Source organism: Sphingobium sp. Ant17 (genome assembly GCF_000588875.1).
In the GTDB taxonomy this organism is placed as follows: domain Bacteria; phylum Pseudomonadota; class Alphaproteobacteria; order Sphingomonadales; family Sphingomonadaceae; genus Sphingobium.
Map to the genome: position 1 here is coordinate 25582 of NZ_JEMV01000027.1, position 18012 is coordinate 43593.

At 65.3% G+C, this 18012-nt stretch carries 14 protein-coding genes and 3 pseudogenes; 13 read left to right on the plus strand and 4 right to left on the minus strand.

Annotated features, from left to right (window positions below; all coding sequences use genetic code 11):
• Nucleotides 1–83: 83 nt before the first annotated feature.
• A complete protein-coding gene (locus BF95_RS13260; protein WP_043151897.1) occupies nt 84–809 on the minus strand; it encodes a hypothetical protein in 726 nt (241 codons plus the stop codon).
• Nucleotides 810–1053: 244 nt separating this feature from the next.
• Here BF95_RS13260 and BF95_RS13265 point away from each other — a divergent pair, with 244 nt between their 5' ends.
• From BF95_RS13265 to BF95_RS13305, 9 genes and pseudogenes are all read left to right on the plus strand, one after another.
• Nucleotides 1054–1503 carry a DUF3576 domain-containing protein gene (locus BF95_RS13265; protein ID WP_043151868.1) on the plus strand — a complete coding sequence of 150 codons (450 nt, stop codon included), beginning with the start codon at nt 1054–1056 and terminating at the stop codon, nt 1501–1503.
• A 104-nt stretch (nt 1504–1607) separates the two neighbouring features.
• Complete coding sequence (leuS, locus tag BF95_RS13270; RefSeq protein WP_043151869.1) at nt 1608–4136, plus strand: leucine--tRNA ligase; 2529 nt, start codon at nt 1608–1610, stop codon at nt 4134–4136.
• Nucleotides 4137–4233: 97 nt separating this feature from the next.
• Nucleotides 4234–4734, plus strand: coding sequence for an LPS assembly lipoprotein LptE (gene lptE, locus BF95_RS13275; RefSeq protein WP_043151870.1), 501 nt, complete (start codon nt 4234–4236; stop codon nt 4732–4734).
• Entirely contained in the window at nt 4731–5756 is a 1026-nt protein-coding gene (holA, locus tag BF95_RS13280; RefSeq protein WP_043151871.1) for a DNA polymerase III subunit delta, read from the plus strand. The genes lptE and holA overlap by 4 nt, the downstream gene beginning before the upstream one ends.
• 106 nt (nt 5757–5862) lie before the next feature.
• On the plus strand, nt 5863–6900 hold the full coding sequence (locus BF95_RS13285; protein WP_081764156.1) for a type III polyketide synthase: 1038 nt from the start codon (nt 5863–5865) through the stop codon (nt 6898–6900).
• Nucleotides 6897–7571 (plus strand): methyltransferase domain-containing protein, encoded by a 675-nt coding sequence (locus tag BF95_RS13290; protein WP_043151872.1) that lies wholly within the window; start codon nt 6897–6899, stop codon nt 7569–7571. Before BF95_RS13285 ends, BF95_RS13290 begins: the two co-directional genes overlap by 4 nt.
• Nucleotides 7568–8644, plus strand: coding sequence for an NAD(P)/FAD-dependent oxidoreductase (locus BF95_RS13295; protein WP_152542716.1), 1077 nt, complete (start codon nt 7568–7570; stop codon nt 8642–8644). The genes BF95_RS13290 and BF95_RS13295 overlap by 4 nt, the downstream gene beginning before the upstream one ends.
• Before the next feature lie 31 nt (nt 8645–8675).
• Nucleotides 8676–9077, plus strand: a complete 402-nt coding sequence (msrB, locus tag BF95_RS13300; protein WP_043151873.1) for a peptide-methionine (R)-S-oxide reductase MsrB — start codon at nt 8676–8678, stop codon at nt 9075–9077.
• Between the two features lie 117 nt (nt 9078–9194).
• Nucleotides 9195–11281 (plus strand): annotated as a pseudogene (locus BF95_RS13305) (transglycosylase domain-containing protein).
• A gap of 9 nt (nt 11282–11290) precedes the next feature.
• On the opposite strand, the gene BF95_RS13310 reads toward BF95_RS13305, so the two are convergent.
• The gene (locus BF95_RS13310) at nt 11291–12277 is read right to left on the minus strand and encodes a retroviral-like aspartic protease family protein (protein WP_043151874.1); all 987 of its coding nucleotides are present in this window, start codon (nt 12275–12277) and stop codon (nt 11291–11293) included.
• A gap of 270 nt (nt 12278–12547) precedes the next feature.
• Here BF95_RS13310 and rho point away from each other — a divergent pair.
• Nucleotides 12548–13803: pseudogene (gene rho / locus BF95_RS13315) on the plus strand (transcription termination factor Rho).
• Nucleotides 13804–13827: 24 nt separating this feature from the next.
• Complete coding sequence (locus tag BF95_RS13320; protein ID WP_043151875.1) at nt 13828–14505, plus strand: TerC family protein; 678 nt, start codon at nt 13828–13830, stop codon at nt 14503–14505.
• 78 nt (nt 14506–14583) lie between these two features.
• On the opposite strand, the pseudogene BF95_RS13325 reads toward BF95_RS13320, so the two are convergent.
• Both BF95_RS13325 and BF95_RS13330 read right to left on the minus strand, forming a co-directional pair.
• Nucleotides 14584–15533 (minus strand): annotated as a pseudogene (locus BF95_RS13325) (quinone oxidoreductase family protein).
• Nucleotides 15534–15550: 17 nt separating this feature from the next.
• Nucleotides 15551–16252 (minus strand): dienelactone hydrolase family protein, encoded by a 702-nt coding sequence (locus tag BF95_RS13330; protein WP_043151876.1) that lies wholly within the window; start codon nt 16250–16252, stop codon nt 15551–15553.
• 159 nt (nt 16253–16411) lie between these two features.
• On the opposite strand from BF95_RS13330, the gene BF95_RS13335 reads away from it, so the two are divergent.
• Nucleotides 16412–16663 carry a DUF6489 family protein gene (locus BF95_RS13335; RefSeq protein WP_043151877.1) on the plus strand — a complete coding sequence of 84 codons (252 nt, stop codon included), beginning with the start codon at nt 16412–16414 and terminating at the stop codon, nt 16661–16663.
• Nucleotides 16664–16679: 16 nt separating this feature from the next.
• Nucleotides 16680–17957: a tRNA uridine-5-carboxymethylaminomethyl(34) synthesis GTPase MnmE gene (mnmE, locus tag BF95_RS13340; protein WP_043151901.1), complete on the plus strand. Its 1278-nt coding sequence runs from the start codon at nt 16680–16682 to the stop codon at nt 17955–17957.
• Nucleotides 17958–18012: the final 55 nt, after the last annotated feature.

The window sequence follows — 18012 nt, forward strand, 5'->3', positions numbered from 1 at the left end:
TCACAGGAGGCGGGCCGAAATCAGGGCGTGATCCGTCATTGCCGCGATCAGGCCCGGCTCCTGTCACTCAACCCGCAGGCCGATCAGAATTTGAAGATGGTGCCCAGATAGACGGCCTGGCTGTCTTGCCGGTCGTCGGTCATCGGGGTCAGGCGACCCGCGACATTATTATTGTAGCGCACACCGGCGGTGACGTTCAGGTTGCGCGTCAGCGAGTAGGAACTGGCGAGATCCAGCGAATAATCCTTCTCCGCACCTGGATTGCGTGCTGCGGTGACGGCATCGCGGCGGGTTTCGATCAGCATCTTGGTGCTGAAGCGATCCTTCTTGCCCTCATCCAGCGAGAAGCTCTTAGCATCGACCATGGTTTCGACCGGCACCGGATCAAGCGCCTTGCGGCCGACCGATTCGGGCAGAGCGAATTTGCGCCAATTCTGCGCGCCGTTCAGGCTGAATGCGACGGGCTTGATGTCGATCGGGTCGATCGTGCGGGTCACGGTTGGGCGTTCACCGCTGGCGCGGACCATCACGGTGATCGAACGCTCGCCGCTCAGCGATCCGCTGGTCGGCGTAAAACGAAAACCCTGACGATTGGCGGACGCTGCGATTTTCGCATAAGCGGCGGCCAGTTGCGGGTCTTTGGTTGTGGGCGTGAAGGACGAAATGCTGCCGAGCGCGCCGAGCGACACGGGTGCATCGGCCTGCATCTGCACCAGCTTGCTGGCTGCGCCGATCGCAGGAGACAGCATGAAGCCGGTCACGGTCAATGCCGCTCCCGCCAACGCTAAATGTCCCCTCTGTACGCGCATGTCCCGAATCTCGCCCCCGTGCATTGTTATGTGGTAACGCTCTACACGCGGAAAGCCTCCATTGGCTAGGGGGCGGGGGGCTTTTTGTCGGAGCTGTTGCAAGGAACACACAGAGTTTGGCGCGTAGCGGTTGCGTGCCCAAACGATGATCGCCCCGCCCCGACGCAGCGCCCCTTGCCCAACGCCGCACGGCCACTATAGAAGCAGCCTGTTTTTCGTCATTTTCCAAGCTAGGACATGCCTGATGGTCCGCCGTTTTTCCGCTCCTGTTTCCGCCGGCCTGCTGCTGGTCGCGCTTCTGCCGTTGGCCGCCTGCGGGGGCGGGTCGAAGGATCGGCCCGAAGCGGACCTTGCCGCGTCGCGAGTGACGACGATCGGCGTCAACGCCTATCTGTGGCGCGCGGCGCTCGACACGATTTCCTTCATGCCGCTGGTCCAGACCGATTCGAACGGCGGCGTGATCGTGACCGACTGGTATGCCAACCCTAACAGCCCCAATGAGCGGATGAAGCTGACCGTATCGATCCTGGACCAGGATCTGCGCGCTGACGCGCTGCGCGTCGCGGCCAGCCGCCAGGTGAGCCAGAACGGCCAGTGGCTCGACGCGCCGGTCAAGGCCGCGACCGTGCAGAAGCTGGAAGAGGTGATCCTGACCAAGGCCCGCGACCTGCGCCGCACGTCGATTGGCGGCTGATTCTTCTTCGCTTGGGCGGCGCGCAGGCACCGCCTTTGTTTTTTGACGGTTCGGGGCTGGGCTTGCAAAGGCCCAGCCCCCTCGCATTTGGGTAGGACGTGAACATGCAAAGGCGCTTCAATCCGCTGGAGGCCGACGCCCGCTGGCAGGCGATCTGGGACGAGAAGCAGAGCTTCAAGGCCGACGATATGTCGGACAAGCCGCGCAGCTATGTGCTGGAGATGTTCCCCTATCCGTCGGGCCGCATCCATATCGGCCATGTCCGCAACTATTCGATGGGCGACGTGTTGGCGCGGTTCCGCCGGATGACGGGGCATGAAGTGCTGCACCCTATGGGCTGGGACGCCTTTGGCATGCCCGCCGAAAATGCGGCGATGGAAAAGAAGGTCCATCCCGGCAAGTGGACCTATGAGAATATCGCCAACATGAAGGCGCAGCTCAAGAAATTGGGCTTTGCGCTGGATTGGAGCCGTGAACTCGCAACCTGCCACCCCGATTATTATGGCCATGAACAGGCGCTGTTCCTGGACATGCTGGAAGCGGGCCTCGTCTATCGCAAGGAAAGCGCGGTCAATTGGGACCCGGTCGACATGACCGTGCTGGCCAATGAGCAGGTGATCGACGGCAAGGGCTGGCGGTCGGGCGCGACGGTCGAGAAGCGCAAGCTGTCGCAATGGTTCCTCAAGATCACCCAGTTCGCCGACGATCTGCTGGAGGGGCTGAAAAACCTCGATCAGTGGCCCGAAAAGGTGCGGACGATGCAGGAAAACTGGATCGGCAAGTCGGTCGGCCTGCAATTCCACTTCAAACCGGTCGCGCCGTTCGAGCAGGAGATCGAAGTTTATTCGACCCGGCCCGATACGATCTTCGGCGCGAGCTTCGTCGCGATCGCCGCCGATCATCCGGTGGCGCAGCAGGTCGCGGCGGGGAACCCGCAAGCGCAGGCCTTCATCGACTTGTGCAAGGCAGGCGGAACGACCGCGGCCGAGCTGGAAACGGCCGAAAAGCTGGGCTTCGACACGGGCCTGACCGTCACGCATCCGTTCGATCCCGACTGGCAGTTGCCGGTGTTCATCGCGAACTTCGTGCTGATGGATTATGGCACTGGCGCGGTGATGGGCGTTCCCGCGCATGACCAGCGCGACCTCGACTTCGCGCGCAAATATATGCTGCCCGTCGAGCGGGTCGTCGCAGCGGAAGGTGACGAAGCCAAGCCGATCCGGGGCGAAGCCTATGTCGGGCCGGGCAAGCTGGTGAACAGCCGCTTCCTCGACGGCATGAGCGTGGACGACGCGAAGGCCATGATCATCGCCCGCGCACAATCCGAAGGCTGGGGCGCGGGCAAGACCGTGTTTCGCCTGCGCGACTGGGGCGTGTCGCGCCAGCGTTATTGGGGCACGCCGATCCCGGTGATCCATTGCGAGACTTGCGGCGCGGTGCCGGTGCCCAAGGCGGAGTTGCCGGTCGTCCTGCCCGACGATGTGACCTTCGACATTCCGGGCAACCCGCTCGATCGCCATCCGACCTGGAAGCATGTGGACTGCCCGAAGTGCGGCAAGGCGGCGGTGCGGGAAACCGATACGCTCGATACGTTCGCGGATTCGAGCTGGTATTTCATCCGCTTCGCCAGCCAGCCCAAGGACAAGCCATTCGATCGTGCGACGGTCGAAAAATGGCTGCCGGTCGGCCAATATATTGGCGGGGTCGAACATGCGATCCTGCACCTGCTCTACGCGCGCTTCTGGACGCGGGCGTTGCAGCATATGGGGCAATTGGGCTTTGCCGAGCCGTTCACCGGCCTGTTCACGCAGGGGATGGTAACGCATGAGACCTATAGCCGGGAGCAGGGCGAGGGGTTGCCGTCGGTCTATTTCGCGCCGGGCGAGATCGAACGGGCGGCCGAGGGCGCGACGCTGATCGCGGACAAGGCACCGGTCGAAGTCGGCCGGGTCGTCAAAATGTCCAAGTCCAAGAAGAATGTCGTCGATCCTGATGACATCATCGCCCAATATGGCGCGGACGCGGTGCGCTGGTTCATGCTGTCGGACAGCCCGCCCGAACGCGACCTGCCCTGGACCGAAAGCGGGATCGAGGGATCGTGGCGCTTCGTCAACCGCCTATGGCGTCTGTTCGGCCAGATCGAGGCAGGGGCGGAAGGCACCGACAAGCCGCTCGACCGCAAACTGCACCAGACGATCGACGGGATCGCCAAGGATATCGAGGCGCTGTCCTTCAACAAGGCGGTCGCCAAAATCTACGAACTCGCCAACGCGGTCGAAAAGGCCGCGCCGTCCGCATCGCGCAACGCCGCCATCCGCGCGCTCGCCCTGCTGGTCGCGCCGATGACGCCGCATCTCGCCGAAGAAGCCTGGGCCGAGATGGGCGAAACCGGCCTGATCGCCGATGCGCTTTGGCCCACGGTCGATCCGGCGCTGCTGGTCGATGACGAAGTGACCATCGCCTGCCAAGTGATGGGCAAGCTGCGCGACACCATCACCGTGCCCAAGGGGACGGCGAAGGACGAGTTGGAGCGGCTGGCGCTCGCCGCGCCCAATGTCATGCGGATATTGGATGGCGCGACACCTAAGAAGATCATCGTCGTGCCCGATCGTCTGGTGAATCTGGTTATCTAGCAGCGAACATCCGTTCGGGCTGGGCGAAGGGCCGTTACTTCGCTCCGCTCAGCAGAGGGCTTCGACAAGCTCAGCCCGAACGGTTAGAGGTGGTATCATGAAGCGTCTCCTCCCCCTTCTCGCCATCCCCCTCCTGCTGACCGGCTGCGGCCTCCGCCCCGTCTATGGCGGGGGGACGCAGGGTGCGGTGGCGCAGGCGTTGGGCAATGTCGATGTCGCGCCGATCGAAGGGCGCGGCGGCTGGCTGGTCCGCAATGCGCTCAACGATCGGCTGGGCGCGATGAGCGGCGGCAGCGGCCCACGCTACAAGCTGGTGGTGAAGCTGGATGACCAGATCACCGGTTTCGGCTTGCGCGCCGACGCCGCCGTCACCCGTGAACGGCGCACCCTGCGCGCGCGCTACAAGTTGATCGACGAAGCGACCGGCGCCCAGATACTGGACGATACCGCTGGGTCCGACGCGGGCATCGACGTCACGTCGAGCGAATATGCGACGATCGCGGCCGAAGATACGGCACTGGAACGGCTGTCGCAGACGGTGGCGGACCAGATCGTCACCCGGCTGGCGCTGTTTTCGCGCAAGGCGGCCAATCCTTGAAGGCCAGTCGCGGCCAGATCGAAAAGGCGCTCGACGCGCCACCTTCTGACGTCCGCTTCTTCCTGCTCTACGGCCCCGACGATGCCGGCAGCCAGGCGCTGCTCAAGCGGCTGGAGCGGGCGATGGGGCCACAGGCCGAACGCATCGACCTCGACGGATCGACCCTGCGCGACGACCCCGCCCGGCTGGCGGATGAGGCCGCATCCTTTTCCATGTTCGGCGACCGGCGCTGGATTCGCGTCAGCGGCATGGGCGAAGAATCGCTGCCTGCTTTGACCGCGCTGCTCGAAAGCCCGGCGGCGGGCAATCCGGTCGTGGCGGTGGCGGGTGCGCTCAAGGCCACGTCGAAGCTGCTCAAGCTGGCGCTGGATCATAAGGCGACGCTCGCCTTCATTTCCTACCAACCCGACGCGCGCGAGTCCGAACAGATTGCGGTAGCGATCGCGCGCGAAGGCGGCCTGCGCCTGTCGTCCGATCTGGCCCGGCGGATCGTCGCGCTCGCCAATGGCGATCGTGCGCTGATGCAGGGCGAGGTCGAGAAACTGATCCTCTATCTCGACGCCGCGCCCGACCGGCCGTGCGAAGCGACGGCGGAGGCGCTGGACGCCTTGTCGGCGGATAACCCCGATACGGAGGTCGCGCCGCTGGTCAACGCCGTGCTGGGTGGTGACCTAAAGGCCATGCACCATGAACTCACGCGCCTGCATGAAACCGGCACGGCGATGGCATCGGTCATTCGCCCGCTGATGACCCGCGCGATGCTGATCGCCAATATCCGCACCAGTTTCGATGCCAGCGGTCGACTGGAAACGGCGATGGACGCGGCGGGTAAGGCGGTGTTCTGGAAGGAAAAAGGGCTGGTGTCGCGCCAGGTACGGCAGTGGGACAGCAGTGGCATCGCGCGCGTGATCCAGCGCTTGCTGGAGGCCGAGCGCGCCACCCGGTCGGGCCGGGGCACGGGCGATCTGCTGGTGCGCCACGAATTGCTGACCATCGCGCGGCAGGCGGCGCGGGAACGATAAGGCGGCTCCGGGCGCTTTGAAGGACTGAACAGGTCGCGACACGGTGGTACGCCCGGACCACTGCGCCAGCGCGCAACAAAGGCAGCGCATCATTTCCCTTACCGCCATGATCCACGCCATCGGCACGGCCGTCCCGGACACCGACATCCATCCGGCCTTCATCGATTGGGCGGGCGAACGGATCGCCGACCGACGCGAACGGGCTTTGTTCACGCGCATGGCGCAGCGCAGCGGGATCGAGCATCGCTGGTCGGTGCTGGACGGCGGCACCGGATCGCCGACCGCGCAGGATGGCTTTTATGGCGGGCCATGGCCAACCACGGCGCAGCGCATGGCCATCTATGCCGACGCTGCCCCGATCCTCGCGACGCGCGCAGTCGCCGCGCTGGCCGACCAAGTGGCGATCGACGGGATCACCCATCTGGTGGTCGCCAGTTGCACGGGCTTCATTGCGCCGGGAATCGACCAGAAACTGGTGACGATGCTGGGGCTGGACCCGACGGTCGAGCGGCTGATGGTCGGCTATATGGGCTGCTATGCCGCGATCGTCGCCTTGCGATCGGCGCGCCATATCGTGCGGTCGGAACCGGGCGCGCGGGTGCTGGTGGTGTGCGTGGAACTCAGCAGCCTGCATTTGCAGGACGATGCGCGGGTCGAACCATTGCTGGCCATGCTGCAATTTGGCGATGGCGCGGCGGCGGCTTTGGTCAGCGCCGGGCCGGGCGGCATTACGCTCGGCCAGCCTTTCGCCATGACCGTGCCCGATACGGAGGCGCTGATCCGCTGGGATTTGGGCGATCATGGTTTCGCCATGCATTTGTCGGGCGAAGTGCCCGGCGCGATCGCGCAGGCGCTCGCCGGTACGATCGCCTTGCCGATTCCGGCGAACAGCGTCGATCTGTGGGCGGTCCATGCCGGGGGCCGATCGATCCTGGACGCGGTGGCGCGGGCGCTCGATCTGGCCCCCGACGCGCTCGACCATAGCCGGGCGGTGCTGCGCGCCTTTGGCAACATGTCGTCGGCGACGCTGATGTTCGTGCTGGCGCGGATATTGGCGAGCGACGCGCGCGGGCAGGGGATGGCGCTGGCCTTCGGGCCGGGCCTCGCGGCCGAAGGCCTGACCTTCCACCGGGCGGACGTATGAAGCGATCGCTGGCGCCAGAGCAGATGGATGAGGCCGACCTGCCCGAAGCCGTCTATGCGCGGGTGCTGGCCGATCTCGACCGGGTCAATCGCGTCACACTGGCGGCGCGGCCGACGCTTCGCTTTCTCGATCGCGCGGTAACCGGCCCGTTCCGGCTGCTCGATGTCGGCTATGGCGATGGCGGCATGTTGCGGCGGATCGCGGCCTGGGCGAAGCGGCGCGGCATCGCCTGCACGCTCGTCGGCATCGACCTCAACCCGCGCAGCCAGGCGGTGGCGCAGGCGCGCACCAACCCGGCGTTGGCCATCGACTATCGCACCGGCGACTATGCCGCGCTGGCGGATGAACCATGGGACATCATTATCTCCAGCCTGGTCACCCACCATATGGAGGATGCGGAGCGGCTGGCGTTCCTGCATTTCATGGAGGATCGGGCGCGCATGGGGTGGTTCGTCAACGACCTGCATCGCCACGGCTTTGCCTATCATGGCTATCCGCTGCTCGCCCGCCTGCTCGGCGTCCATCCGATCGTCCGCGCCGACGGGCAATTGTCGATCGCGCGCAGCTTCGTACCCGACGAATGGCAAGCGATGCTGGCGACGGCGCATATCGGCGATGCACGGATCGAGCGTGTCTTCCCCTTCCGGCTCTGCGTCGCCCGGCAGCGATGACGCCGCCACTGATCCTGGGCGCAGGCCCGGCCGGTGCAGCGGCGGCGCTGCGACTGGCGCAGCTTGGCGCGGAACCGCTGCTGATCGATCGGCAACAGGTGCCGGGGGACGCGTTGTGCGGCGGGTTTCTCAGCTGGGCGACGATCGCGCAGATCGAGGCGCTGGGCATCGACGCGGCCGCGCTAGGTGGCCACCGGATCGACCGGCTGGCGTTGTTTGCGGGCGGGCAAGAGATAGAACTGCCGCTCCCCGCACCCGGCATGGGTCTGTCGCGGCATCGGCTCGACACGCTGTTGCGCGCCGCCACGACCGACGCTGGCGTGACATTCCGGCTCGGCCATGCCGTTCGGACGCTGACGCCGACCGCGATCACGCTGGACGATGGGCAGGGGCTTGACTGGGACAGCCTGTTCCTCGCCACCGGCAAACAGGATGTGCGTGGCGCGGCGCGGCGCCGTGACGGCGCAGACCCCGAACTTGGCCTGCGTCTGCGCCTGCCCGCCAGCCCCGCGCGCCAGCGCCTGATCGGCGGCCGCATCGAACTCCATTGGGTCGAGGGCGGCTATGTCGGCCTGTTGTTGCAGGAGGATGGCAGCGCCAATCTGTGCATGGCGGTGCGCAAGAGCCGTCTGACCGCCGCTGGCGGCCGCCCGCTCGGCCTGATCGCGGCGCTGGCCGATCGCTCGCCCGCGTTGGCCGATCGGCTGGGGGATTTGCCCGCCGATGCTGGCGTCGATGCGATCGGCGATGTCCCCTATGGCTGGCGCGCGACCACGACCTGGCCCGGCCTTTATCGGCTTGGCGATCAAGCGGCCGTGATCCCGTCTTTGGCGGGGGAGGGGATCGGCATCGCGCTCGCCAGCGCCGAAGCGGCCGTGGCGCAATGGCAGGCGCAGGGGCGCGACGGCGCAGAACGCTATCAACGCCATTTCGCGCGACGGGCGCTGCTGCCCTTGCGCGCGGCGGCGGGTTTTCGCGCGCTCGGGCGCTATCCCGCCCTGTTGCGTGTCCTGAGCGCAACGCCGGGGGCGGCAGGCCTCGCCATGCGCCTCACCCGCATCGCCAACGCTTGATCGACGCGGCCTGCGCCCCCATATTGCCGCCATGGAAAAGCTGACCCTGACCGATGCGGAATGGCGCGCGCGCCTTTCGCCCGAACGCTATCATGTGCTGCGCGAAGGCGGCACCGAGCGGGCCTTTACCGGCCATCTCAATGCCAACAAGGTTGATGGCCGCTATTATTGCGCGGGCTGCGGCACCGAATTGTTCGATGCCGAGGAAAAATATGACAGCGGCTCTGGCTGGCCCAGCTTTACCGCCCCGGTGGATATCGACGCGGTCGAGGAAATTCGCGACGCCAGCCACGGCATGGTCCGCACCGAAGTCCGCTGCGCCAAGTGCGATGGGCATCTGGGCCATGTCTTCCCCGACGGGCCGGGCGTCAACGGCCTGCGCTATTGTATGAACAGCGCCTCGCTCGACTTCAAACCGCGCCAGGGCGAGTAACCGTTCATCCCGTGTAAAGCGGCCATCGTCATGGAGACGATCACGGCAATTTTCCCGGCAAAGCGTCTAAATCACGCTGGCCGGGGCCGGGATTAGCGCGTATCCGGGGCGGCACAGATGGCAGGATCAGGCAAGAGCAAGGGCACGCGCAGCCGCGCGAGGATATGGGCGCTGCGCGCGGTGAAGATCGGCGCGGCGGCGGCTGTGGCCGGGCTGCTGGCACTCGTGATCGCGGTGGTCATCGCGCTCCAGTCGCTGCCCGACTATGGCAGCCTCAAATCCTCCCCCAATGGCCAGATGATCCGTGTCCATGCCGCCGATGGCAGCGTGATCGTGTCGCTGGGGCCGAGCTTCGGGCGCTGGCTGGACTATGACCAGATCCCGCAGGTGATGATCGACGCGATGGTGTCGACCGAAGACAAGCGCTTCTATCATCATCCCGGCGTCGATCCGGTCGGTATGGCGCGCGCGGCCTGGGTCGCGGTCGAAAATCGCGGCACCGGTCGCCGTCTGCAGGGCGCATCGACCATCACCCAGCAGGTGACGCGCAACATCTTCCTCAACAACAGCTATAGTTTCGGCCGCAAGATCCGTGAGATGGTGCTGGCCCTGGCGCTGGAACGCAAATTCTCCAAGCGGCAGATCCTCGAACTCTATCTGAACAAAGTCTATTTCGGCGGCGGTGCCTATGGCATTGATGCGGCCAGCCGCAAATTCTTCGGCCATCCCGCCACGACGCTCGACCTGCCCGAAGCGGCGATCGTCGCAGGCTTGTGAAGGCGCCATCCAGCTATTCCCCCACCGCCGATGCGGAAGCCGCTATCGGCCGGGCCGGCGTGGTGCTGGACCTGATGGTGCAAAATGGCGTCATCAGCGCGGCGGACAAGGCGGCGGCGGACATTGCCAACGTCGCGCTAGCGCCCGAACCGCCGCAGAACAGCGTCCGCTATTTCACCGACTGGGCGCTACCGCAACTCGATGTGCTGATCGACGAGTCCAACGAGCCGCTGGAAGTCTATACCACCATCGACCTCACCATGCAGAATGCGGCGACGGCGGCGGTCAAGGCCAATGTGCCTTCGGGTACGCAGGGCGCGCTGGTCAGCCTGGACCGTGACGGCGCGGTGCGCGCGCTGGTCGGCGGCCTCGATTATGTGACGTCCAATTATAATCGCGCGACCACGGCGACGCGGCAGCCGGGGTCGGCGTGGAAGATCTTCGTCTATATGGCCGCTCTGGAGGCGGGCTATACCCCCGACACCGGCGTCACGGACGAGCCGGTCGATATCAACGGGTGGAAGCCGCGCAACAGCTCCGGGCGTTTTTCGGGCGACATCGATATCCGCACCGCCTTCGCCTATTCGATCAACACGGTCGCGGCAAAGCTGGGCGTCGAGGTCGGCTTCCCGACCGTCGCCGACATGGCCCGCCGCTTTGGCGTGACGACGCCGATCAACACCCATCCCTCGATGGTGCTGGGCACGTCGGACGTCCGCCTGATCGACATGACCCGGGCCTTCGCTTCGATCGCGCGCAAGGGCATCGCCGTTACCCCCTATGGCATTACCAAGGTGACGACGGCCGACGGTCGCCTGCTCTACGAGCATGAGGATGATACCAGCCGCGTATTGGTCGCTCCCTGGGTCGCGGCGGGCATGACCGACCTGATGCAGACCGCCGTGTCCACCGGCACGGGCAAGGCGGCCCAGATCGGTCGCCCCGTGGCGGGCAAGACCGGCACGACCAGCAGCAACAAGGATGGCTGGTTCCTGGGCTTTTCCAGCGGCATCACGACCGGCGTGTGGATGGGCCGTGACGACGCGCGCGCGGTGGGTGTGCTGCAGGGTGGTCGCGCGCCTGCCCGCGCCTTTGCCGATTATATGAAAGTCGCCGTCGCCAAACGCCCGGTGGAAGAATTCGAAACCGAACTGACCTTGCCCGAATGGCAGCTGGAGCCGGACGAGGAGGCCTATTATGGCAGCCCCGATGGCGAGGCCGAGGGTGGCATGATGGTCGATGAAAATGGCTTCCCGGTCGACCGGGCGCGTTCCGAGGCGACGGAAGGGGAAAGCGACGACCAACAGATGGAAGTCGACCCGGAGGACCGGCCGCAGCCTCAGCAACTCGACCAGCAATGGATCGACAATGTGCTGGGTCGCGACCGCCAGCGCCAGCCACCGCCGCGTCCCAACCCTTATCCCTAAGGCCGGTGCCTAAGGGCGCACGTCGTTCGCCGCCAACTGCGTCTTGTTGAGCGCGCTCGCATCGGGCAGCAGGAAGTCCACCTTGCCCCGGCCGAAGTCGATCGCGACCCTGTCGAACAGGCGCAGCGCGCTGATGCCGAGCAGCAACGCGGGCTTGTCCGCCATCCCCAGTTCCGCAAAGGGGCTGGCATCGACGAACAGGACCGGCACGTCGATCAGGTTGACCCGGCCCATCCGCACCGACTTGATCCGTCCGACTTCGCCGGTCAGCGTCCCGCCGGTCACGCTCGTCAATGTCGCTGTCAGCAGATCCGGTGCGCGCTTCTTAGCGATCAGCTTGTTGCGTAGCGCCATATTGCCGATGCTGAAATTGGTGCCGGTGTCGAGCATGATGGCGACGCGCATGCCGTTGACGTTGGAATCGAGCAGGATCAACTGACCGCGCTTGCGCCGGGCCTCCACCACGATCGTATCGGGATCGACCTTGGTGCTGCGGCGCGCGCTGCTGCTGGCGATGGCCATCTGTCCGCTGCGGAAATCCAGCGTCACCCGCTTGGCGTGCAGGCTGTCCAGCCCCAATAGGCCCGGTGCGCCCAGATGGTCGCCCTCCAGCACCGGGGCTTCGATATCATCGATCGTGCCGCCGGCAAAGCCCAGTCGCGGCACGGCCACGGTGGTCGCTTCCGACCTGCCGGTCATGCTGATGATGGTGACGTTGGTGCGCGCGGGGAGGGCCAGCCGTTCCGCCAGGTCGCGCGCGATCACGGTGCGCTGCGACCCGGTATCGATGATGAAGTTCCACGGCCCCTTGCCGTCGATATGGATGGGGATCGTTACCCGCGCATCGAGCGACGGGCCGGTGCGGACGACGGCGGGCGGAATGTCGGGATCGAGCGCAGGAGCATCCTGCGCGGCCAGCGGGATCCAGGCCGTCGCCAGCCCGATCGCCAATCCCGCGAGGCGCACGGCGCGCAGCCCTGCGCGGTGCCGTCTCATGTCCGCATCCTTTCCGCTTATCTTATGACCTCGCTCATAGCATGAATCCGGGGCATCGCGCCAGCGCCACCCCCTGGCCTCGAATCGCCGCCGCGCCGCGCTTTCCGTACCTGTTCGGCGCACTCCCGCCTTGACTTGGCGGGCCGCGCCTCGCTAAATGCGCGCATGATCGACCTTGCCTGTTCGCGGCAAGCGTCTGGCAGCGTCCTGCTCGCCTGTTTCTCGCCGTTTCCGGCGCCTGTCTCCCTCTCTTCATCGGACCGACTCGCAATGCATCTCAAGGACCTTAAGAAAACAGCGCCCGCCGACCTCGTGCAGCTTGCCGAGGAGCTGGGCGTCGAGGGCGCGTCGACCCTGCGCAAGCAGGATCTGATGTTCGCGATCCTCAAGGCCGAGGCGGAAAATGGCGAGCAGATCATGGGCGAAGGCACGATCGAAGTGCTGCCCGATGGCTTCGGCTTCCTGCGCAGCCCGGAAGCCAACTTCCTGGCCGGTCCCGACGATATCTATGTTTCGCCCAATCAGGTCCGCCGCTTCGGCCTGCGTACCGGGGACACGGTGGACGGCGAAATCCGCGCGCCCAAGGATGGCGAGCGCTATTTCGCGCTGGTGAAGCTCAACACCGTCAATTTCGACGATCCCGATGTGGTCCGTCATCGCGTCAATTTCGACAATCTGACGCCGCTCTATCCCGAATCGAGCTGACGCTCGATCCGGGCGACCCGACCCAGAAAGACAAGTCGGCGCGCGTTATCGACATCGTCTCGCCGCAGGGCAAGGGCCAGCGCACGCTGATCGTCGCGCCGCCGCGCGTCGGCAAGACGGTGATGCTGCAGAACATCGCCAAGGCCATCACCGACAATCATCCCGAAGTGTTCCTGATCGTCCTGTTGATCGACGAGCGCCCGGAAGAAGTCACCGACATGCAGCGCAGCGTGAAGGGCGAGGTCGTGTCCTCCACCTTTGACGAGCCTGCCACCCGCCACGTCCAGGTCGCCGAAATGGTGATCGAAAAGGCCAAGCGCCTGGTCGAGCATAAGAAGGATGTCGTCATCCTGCTCGACTCCATCACCCGCCTCGGCCGCGCCTACAACACCGTCGTGCCCTCGTCGGGCAAGGTGTTGACCGGCGGTGTCGACGCCAACGCGCTCCAGCGTCCCAAGCGCTTCTTCGGCGCCGCGCGCAATATCGAGGAAGGCGGTTCGCTCTCCATCATCGCGACCGCGCTGATCGACACCGGCAGCCGCATGGACGAAGTCATTTTCGAAGAATTCAAGGGTACCGGCAACTCGGAAATCGTGCTGGACCGCAAGGTCGCCGACAAGCGTATCTTCCCGGCGCTGGATGTGGGCAAGTCCGGCACCCGCAAGGAAGAATTGCTGGTCGACAAGGGCACACTCAGCAAGATGTGGGTGCTGCGCCGCATCCTGATGCAGATGGGCACGATCGACGCGATGGAATTCCTGCTCGACAAGATGAAGGATTCCAAGACCAACGAGAACTTCTTCGACTCGATGAACCAGTGACGGCGTGAAGGGGAGTAAGCGGGCATGACCGACATTTGGGGCCATATCGTCACGGATTTTGCCGGGCTGTTTTCCGGCAGTGGATCGGCCTGGCTGGCTTTTGGTCAGGTGATCCTGATCGACATCGTGCTGGCGGGCGACAACGCGATCGTCATTGGCGCACTGGCGGCGGGCCTGCCCGCCGATCAGCGCAAGAAGGTGATCCTGATCGGGATCATCGCCGCGCTCGTGCTGCGCATCGGCTTTGCGCTGGTGGTGACGCAGCTGCTGCAACTGATCGGCCTGGTCTTTGCGGGCGGCGTCCTGCTATTCTGGGTCGCCTGGAAAATGTATCGCGAAATCGGTCATGGTGGTGAAAGCGCCGGGTCGCCCGAAATCGAAGGCGACGAACATTCGGGTATGAAGCCCGCCAAGAGCTTCGCTGCCGCCGCTTGGGCGGTCGCCGTGGCCGACGTGTCGATGAGCCTCGACAATGTGCTGGCCGTCGCTGGCGCGGCGCGGGATCATCCGGGCATCCTGATGGTCGGGCTGGTGATCGCCGTCGGCCTGATGGGCATCGCTGCCAACATCATCGCCAAATATATCGAGCGTTACCGCTGGATCGCCTGGGTCGGCCTGCTGGTCATCCTCTATGTGGCCAGCACGATGATCTATACCGGCATCACCGATCAGGAAGTCGGTCTGCTGCAGCTTTTTCGCTAAATAGCTGATCCGAAATCAAAAAGGGGGGCGAAACCATTCCGGTTTCGCCCCCCCTTTTTATGTCCGCGGCTTCCCCGATCAGGGTAGCAGGATCGTCGCCCCGGTCGTCTGCCGTGCCTCCAGTACCCGGTGCGCCTGCGCGGCATCCGCCAAGGCAAAGCGCTGCCCGATCACCGCGCGCACCACGCCACGCTGCATCCGGTCGAACAGGCGGTCAGCGGTTTGGGCCAGCGCCTCCGCCGTCGCCACATAGTCGAACAGCGTCGGACGTGTGACATAGAGTGAACCGCCCTTGGTCAGGTCCAGCAGGCTGACTGGCGGCACCGCGCCCGATGCATTGCCATAGCTCACCATCAGCCCGCGCCGCTTCAGACAGGCGAGCGACGCGGCCCAACTGTCCTTGCCGACGCCGTCATAGACGACATCGACGCCCTTGCCGTCGGTCAGGTCGCGAACAGTGGCCGCCAGATCGGCGAACGGGCCATGCAGGCTATGGTCCGCATCGACCAGCGCAGCCTTCGCCGCCGATCCGCAATGGGCGATGACCACCACGCCCCTGTCACGTAGCCAGGGGACGAGAACCGATCCGACCCCGCCCGCTGCCGCATGGACGAGCGCGACCTGGCCTGCTTCGAGAGCGATCGTATCTTGGGCGAGATAACAGGCGGTCATGCCCTTGAGCATCATCGCCGCAGCATCCGCGCTCGACACGTCGTTGGGAATTTTCACCGCGCGATCGGCTGCAATGATGCGGTGTGTGGCGTAGGCGCCCAGGCCATGCGCGCAGCCGACCTTGTCGCCGACGACAAAGCCCGACACACCCGGCCCGACCGCGACGACATGCCCTGCGCCCTCCGACCCCAACGGGTGGGGAGGGGGGCAGGGTAGAGGCCAGTGCGATAATAGGTGTCGATGAAGTTCAGCCCGATCGCCTCCTGCGCGATCAGTAGCTCGCCGTCACCCGGCAATCCCGGATCGAAATCCTCCCGCGCTATCACCTCCGGCCCGCCATGGCTGCGGGCCAGCATCCGCCAGGCGTCCACCATCAGGCGAGATACTCGGCGAAGAAATCGGCGGTGCGCTGGTCGGCCAATTGCGCGGCGTCCTCATGGCGACGGTCGCCCATCTCGGCAGCAAAGCCATGGTCCAGCCCGTCATAGTCATGCAGCGTGACATGGCGGTTCGACTCCAGCCCGTCATGCATCGCCTTCTGCGCATCGGGCAGGACGAAATGATCGGCGGTCGGAATGTGCAGCATCACCGGCTTGCCGATCGCTTGTTGTTCGCCCAGCAAACCGTCGATTCCGACGCCATAATAGGCCACGAACGCATCGCCATCAGTGCGGCACGCCGCCATGAAGGCCAGCCGCCCGCCCAGGCAATAGCCGACCAGGCCGACCTTACCGCCATCGACGGCGGCACGCGCGACCTTGATCGTCGCTTCGATGTCGCGGATCGCCTGATCCTGATTGAGCTTCTGCATATGGCCGAGCGCTGCCTGAAACTCCTCCGGCACATCGGCGTCCAGTTCGACATGCGGCTTTTCGCGCCAGAACAGGTCGGGCGCATAGGCGACATAGCCCGCCTTGGCCCAATTATCGCATTTGCGGCGGATGCCTTCATTCACGCCGAAAATTTCCTGGATGACGATGATCGCCGCCTTGGCTTCGTCGCCTTCGGGTCGCGCCACATAGGCGTCGAACTGCGCATCGCCCTCCAGCGTCTGGATCGGGATAAAGCCTGTCATGTCGCATTCCTTTCCGCTGTCGGCCGTTGGGGCCGCACCGCATATTGGCGCATCGGGGTGGGCGCGCAACCATGGACCCACGCAAAAAAATTTGCCACCATGCGCCTGTTTGCGGCATGACAGGGAACAGATGATAGAAGAACCAGAAGGGCAAGGATTATGAAGGTAACCGTCGATGTGGATTGCAGCCCGGCCGAGGCGCGCGCCTTTCTCGGCCTGCCCGATGTCACGCCCATTCACGATAAATATATCCGCACCGTGCTCGACAGTTTCGAAGGGGTCGGCAGCGTCGAGCAAATGGAAACCCTGTTCAAGAGCTTCTCGCCCATGGGCGATGCCGGCGTGCGCCTGTTCCAACAGATGATGAACATCGGCCTGTCCGGCATGGGCGGGGCGGGCGACAAGAAATAGGGTTTTGCGCGCACTGATGAATGACACGATTTTCGCCCTGTCCAGCGGCGCGCCGCCCGCAGGGATCGCGGTGGTGCGTGTCAGCGGACCACAGGCGCGCGGCGCACTGGAGCGTTTGGCCCATCGTGTGCCGCCGCCGCGTCAGGCCAGCCTTGCGCTGCTCACCGATCCGCAGGATGGCGCGCCGCTGGATCGCGCGCTTATCCTCTGGCTTCCCGGTCCCGGCACCGTGACCGGCGAAGATCTGGTCGAACTCCATTGCCATGGCGGACGCGCCGTCGTCGCGGCTGTCGAGGCGGCGCTGGCCATGATGCCAGGCCTTCGCCGGGCGGAAGCGGGCGAGTTCACCCGCCGCGCCTTCCTCAACGGTCGGATGGACCTCAACGCGGTCGAAGGCCTGTCGGACCTGCTCGCCGCTGAGACCCAGCAACAACGCCGCGCTGCGCTGATGATGGCGGAAGGACATTTTTCCCGCCGGGTCGAAGGCTGGCGGCGCGACCTGCTCGACCTGTCGGCCATGGCCGAGGCCGCGCTTGATTTCTCCGACGAGGATGATGTGCCCGATGCCGCGATCGAGCAGCGGATTGGTGCTGGCATCGCGGCGCTCGGGGAAGATATCGTCACCGCATTGGCCGCGCCCTCGGCCGAGCGATTGCGCGACGGCATTCGCGTCGTGCTGGCGGGGCCCCCCAATGCGGGCAAGTCGACCCTGCTCAATGCGCTGGTGGGGCGCGAGGCCGCGATCGTCTCAGACATTGCCGGAACGACGCGCGACCGGATCGAAGTGCCGGCTGCCATCGGCGGCACCGCCTTCCTCTTCACCGACACCGCCGGGCTGCACGAAGGGACTGGCGACGCGATCGAGGCGATCGGCATGGACCGCGCGCGTGCGGCGCTCGATGCGGCGGACATTATCCTGTGGCTGGGCGATGCGGCCGACCTGCCGCGCGCCGATGCGCTGTTGATCGCCGCCCAGTGCGATCGCGATGCGACCCGACCGGGTCTGCAATTGTCCGCGCGGACGGGGGAGGGGATGGACACCCTCGTCACCACCTTGCTCGATCGCGCTGCGCAACTCTTGCCGGGCGAGGGAGACTATGCCCTCCACGCCCGCCAACGCGCGCGGGTCGGTGAATTGCTCGCCCATGTCGAAGCTGCACGGCAAAGCAATGACTTGCTCGTCATCGCCGAAGAGCTGCGCCAAGCGCGCCGCGCGATCGATGCGCTTACCGGACAGGCCGGGACCGAAGATATGCTCGACCGCCTCTTTTCGGGTTTCTGCATCGGAAAATAGCGCGATGTTCCACGTGGAACGCTTTTGACCGCAACGGCCTCCATCTGCTACAGGC